Origin of the sequence: Rhodoplanes roseus (genome assembly GCF_003258865.1) — a bacterium.
In the GTDB taxonomy this organism is placed as follows: Bacteria; Pseudomonadota; Alphaproteobacteria; order Rhizobiales; family Xanthobacteraceae; genus Rhodoplanes; species Rhodoplanes roseus.
This window is the reverse complement of sequence record NZ_NPEX01000196.1, coordinates 7,362-11,178: the sequence shown is the minus strand read 5'-3', so window position 1 is coordinate 11,178 and position 3,817 is coordinate 7,362. Positions and strand designations below refer to the sequence as shown.

4 protein-coding genes and 1 tRNA gene are annotated in these 3,817 nt (G+C 70.9%); 1 reads left to right on the top strand and 4 read right to left on the bottom strand.

All coding sequences use genetic code 11. The features are described from left to right. On the bottom strand, positions 1-869 hold an 869-nt coding region (locus tag CH341_RS22215; protein ID WP_146604576.1), incomplete at its 3' end, for a C1 family peptidase. Between the two features lie 121 nt (positions 870-990). Further along, complete coding sequence (locus tag CH341_RS22210) at positions 991-1,902, bottom strand: CHAD domain-containing protein (RefSeq protein WP_170149758.1); 912 nt, start codon at positions 1,900-1,902, stop codon at positions 991-993. A 117-nt stretch (positions 1,903-2,019) separates the two neighbouring features. On the opposite strand from CH341_RS22210, the gene CH341_RS22205 reads away from it, so the two are divergent. Beyond that, positions 2,020-2,096, top strand: a tRNA-Met gene (locus CH341_RS22205). 200 nt (positions 2,097-2,296) lie between these two features. On the opposite strand, the gene CH341_RS22200 is transcribed toward CH341_RS22205, so the two are convergent. Both CH341_RS22200 and CH341_RS22195 read right to left on the bottom strand, forming a co-directional pair. Beyond that, positions 2,297-3,076 carry an ABC transporter permease gene (locus tag CH341_RS22200; protein WP_111421157.1) on the bottom strand — a complete coding sequence of 260 codons (780 nt, stop codon included), beginning with the start codon at positions 3,074-3,076 and terminating at the stop codon, positions 2,297-2,299. Further along, a partial coding sequence (locus CH341_RS22195) for an ABC transporter ATP-binding protein (protein WP_111421156.1) occupies positions 3,073-3,817 on the bottom strand: 745 nt, incomplete at its 5' end. The genes CH341_RS22200 and CH341_RS22195, both read right to left, overlap by 4 nt.

The following is a 3,817-nucleotide window of genomic DNA, read 5'->3' as shown; positions in this document are numbered from 1 at the left end:
GTCGGCCGCTGCGGCCGCGCCACGTCGAGAATGCCGGCCTCGCGCACCCGTTGCCGGATGGTGTCGTAGCTCACCCAGGCATAGCCGCGGTCACCCCAACCCTGGCCCCAGGAGTTGATCAGCCGGACCGCCTGGCGGCGGTCGTCGTAGCCGGTCAGCGTCATGGCGTGCCAGCCGCGCGGCTCGATGAAGTCCGGCTCGGCGAACACGCCGTCGCCGCGGTGCTTCTGGAACGCCATGCTGTCGGCGAACGAGATCAGCACCGGATTGGAGAGCGCGAGCTGGCCCTTGATGTCGTCGAGGCGGGCGAGGTCGATGCGCCGATAGCCGCGCACCTGGAAATCGCCGGCCCGGGTGGTGACCTCCGGGCCGGGCGGCGCCGTGCACTGGTCGGCATACGGGTAGGACGCCATCGACGGCGCGCCACGCCGCAGCACGTCGATGGCGCGAACGAAGTTGGTGCCGGCGCAATCCGGCGTCGTGCGGGCCAGGTGATAGACATAGGCCGGGCTCGGGACGTTCGAGGCTTGGCGCACGTCGCGGCCCTCGGCGGTCGAGACGTAGTAGCTGCGGGCCGCATAGGCGACGGCCCAGGCCGTGCAGGACGGCAGCTTTCCCTGCCGGCCGGGCAGCGGCATGCTGCCCGACAGGTCCACCGAGACCGGCAGGAAGGCCCGGAACGCCTCGGTCGTCGCGAGGCTGCGCTTGCTCTGCTCGTCGATCGGGGCGTCGCCGGTCGTATAGACCGTGTCGGGCGGGTCGGCGGGCGCCACGGTCTGCCCGGCCAGGCGGGTCGGGACGGCGACGACGGCCGCCGTCGCGGCGAGCGCGAGGACCGCCGCGAGGCGGCGGTGCGGGGCTGCGTTCATGCGGCCTGCCCGGTCTGTGCTGCGGCCGGACGGCTGTCCGGCACGCCGAGTCTATCCTGCCGGTACGGTGTGGCGGAAGCGCCCCGCGGTTCACGGCCGCGCGAGCGGCCCGAGCCGGCCCTCAGGTCGGCACGCGGTGCTCCCACAAGGCCAGCAGTCGACGCCGGAAGCTCTTGGGCGAATCGGCGAACAGCCGCCCGGCCAGGCGGGCCGCCACCGTGACGTGCTCGGCCCGCCGCGCCTCGATCAGCGGCATCAACCGTGACCGCCACGGCGCCAGCGGCCCGTGCGGCTCGGTGAAGCCCGCCAGGATGATCAGGTCCTGGTGGTGGCCGAGCCGGTCGCGCAGCCGCTGCGCCTCGCCGACCCAAAACTCGCCGAATCGCGGCCACAGCGGCGCGACGATCTCCATCTGGTAGCGGTGGATCACCACCTTCTGCCGCATCGTGTGCAGCGTCTCCGGGTGGGCCGTATGCCAGTCGGCCGGGATCGCCTTGCGGGCGCGGGCGTAATGGCCGGCCAGCTCCTTGGCGAGATCGCGGAAGTCGAGCCGCCCGATCGGCCAGTACTTGACCCCCTCGGTGGCGGCGAGCAGCAGCTCGTCGATTCGGGCCCGGGCCTCGGGGGTCAGCGACACGCCTTCGGCCTGCGTCCGGACCGCGTCGAGCCGGGCCGACACGGTGGCGAGGCTGCGCTCCGACAGGGACGGCACGCCCTCGACCTTGCCGAGATCGTCGAGCGCGTCGTGGGCCGTCTGGGCGTCGCGGGCCCCGGCCAGCATGCGGGCGAGGTCGCGCGCCTCGTTCCGCAGCCTTCGGCCCTCGTCGCCCAGGAACGGCTCGACCAGCCGCAGATGGGCGCGCCAGCGCTTCATTCCCTTGCGGAAATCGTGAATCGCCTCGGCTTCCGGCACGTCCGCAGCCGTGATCGCGGTGCGGGCCTCGGTCAACGCCTGGCGGGCGACCTCGCGCAGCACATCCGGAACGTGCAGGGTTGCCTGGCTTGCATCCTTGGTGTCGGTTCCGGTCGGCATTCGATGCATGTCGGAAACGACAAGATTCTGTCCCACGGTGGGCTTCCCATTCGCCGAAGCTGTGCTACATAAGCCGCGCGCCGGCGGCGACGACAAATCGCACCGGACACGGATTGGCGCGGGGTGGAGCAGCCCGGTAGCTCGTCAGGCTCATAACCTGAAGGTCGTAGGTTCAAATCCTACCCCCGCAACCAATCGACAGCCCATCTTACGCCCGCCCTCGCGAGAGTCGGCGGGTTTTTTATTGGCTGCGACAGGCCCGGCCTGCGGTGCGGCCGCCGGAGCCGACGGCCACAGCGTAAGCGAGTTTTGTGACAGTTTTCCGAGGCCGGCTCGGCGCGAGCCCGATTCGCCCGCCGGACCGCTCGCCGACCGATTCGCCCGCCGGCCGGCGTCACGCCACGGCGAGGTCCTGCTTGCGGGTGGCCCAGCCGCAGACCCGCTGCTCGATGCCGGCGAAGACGACGTAGAGCAGGATGCCGAGCAGCGCGAGGGCGAACAGGCCGGCGAAGACCAGCGGCACGTCGAAGCTCGCCGTCGCCATCATCATCACGGTCCCGATGCCGCGATTCGCCGCCACCGTCTCGGACAGCACGGTACCGACGAAGGCGAGCGTCACGGCGACCTTCAGCGAGGCGAAGAAGTACGGCATGGCGCGCGGCAGGCTGACGTTCCACAGCACCTGCCGGCGACTGGCGCCGAGCGCCTTGAGCACGTCCTCCATCTCGGGCTCGGTGGTGGCGAGCCCGGTCGCGACGTTGACGACGATCGGGAAGATGCAGGTGGTCATCGCGGTCAGCACGGCCGGCACGGTGCCGGAGCCGAACCACAGGACGAAGATCGGCACCACGGCCACCTTGGGGATCGACGAGAAGCCGACCAGCAGCGGATAGGCGGTGTTGTAGGCGGAGCGCGAGACGCCGACGAAGGCGCCGAGCGCCACCCCGATCACGGTCCCGAGCAGGAAGCCCAGCATCGTGGTGGCGAGCGTCTGCAGGATGTGCGGCCACAGCGCCGGCATCTGCACGATCAGGGTCGAGATCACGGCGGTCGGCCGCGGCAGCACGATCGGACTGATCCTGAACGCCACGCAGGCGAGCTCCCAGACGACGAACATCGCCACGATGCAGGCCGCCGACTTGATGTGGTCGCGGGTGCGACGGGTGAGTTTCATGCCGCCGTCTCCTGTGCTGCCGTCCGGGCCGCGCCGGCCTGCTCGTGCCGGGCCTGGAAGATCAGCCGCCGCAGCTCGTTGGTGAGCCCGCCGAAGGCGTCCGTGAAGGTGGTCTCGAGGGTTCTGGGCCGGGCGAAGTCGACGACGCGGTCCTCGACGACGCGGCCGGGGCGCGCGCTCATCACCAGGATGCGGCTCGCCAGGAAGGCGGCCTCGCGCAGGTCGTGAGTCACGAGGAAGACGGTCGGCCGCGTCTCGAGATACAGATCCTGCAGCACCGACCACAGCTCCTCGCGGGTGAACTGGTCGAGCGCCCCGAACGGCTCGTCGAGCATCAGCAGCTTGGGCGCGTGGATCAGGGCGCGGCAGAGATTCGCCCGCTGCAGCATCCCGCCCGACAGCTCCCACGGCTTGCGGTCGCCGAAGCCGGCGAGGCCGACGCGCGCCAGCAGCGCCTCGGCCCGCTCGCGGAACACCGTGTCCTTGTCGCGCCGGTACGTGTCGGCATAGGGCTTCACGATCTTGAGCGGCAGCATGATGTTGTGCCGGATGCTCAGCCACGGCAGCAGGGTCGGGTTCTGGAACGCCATGCCGATGCCGATGCGCTCGGCCCCGACCTCGCGGCCGGCGACGAACACGTTGCCCTCGGTCGGGCGCAGCAGGCCGGCGACCAGCTTGAGGATCGTCGACTTGCCGCAGCCCGACGGGCCGACCATGGCGACCAAGTCGCCCGACCGCATC

Coding starts and splice junctions, on each gene's coding strand:
- CH341_RS22210 (WP_170149758.1), bottom strand. CDS start 1,902: ATGCCGACCGGAACCGACACCAAGGATGCAAGCCAGGCAACCCTGCAC.
- CH341_RS22200 (WP_111421157.1), bottom strand. CDS start 3,076: ATGAAACTCACCCGTCGCACCCGCGACCACATCAAGTCGGCGGCCTGC.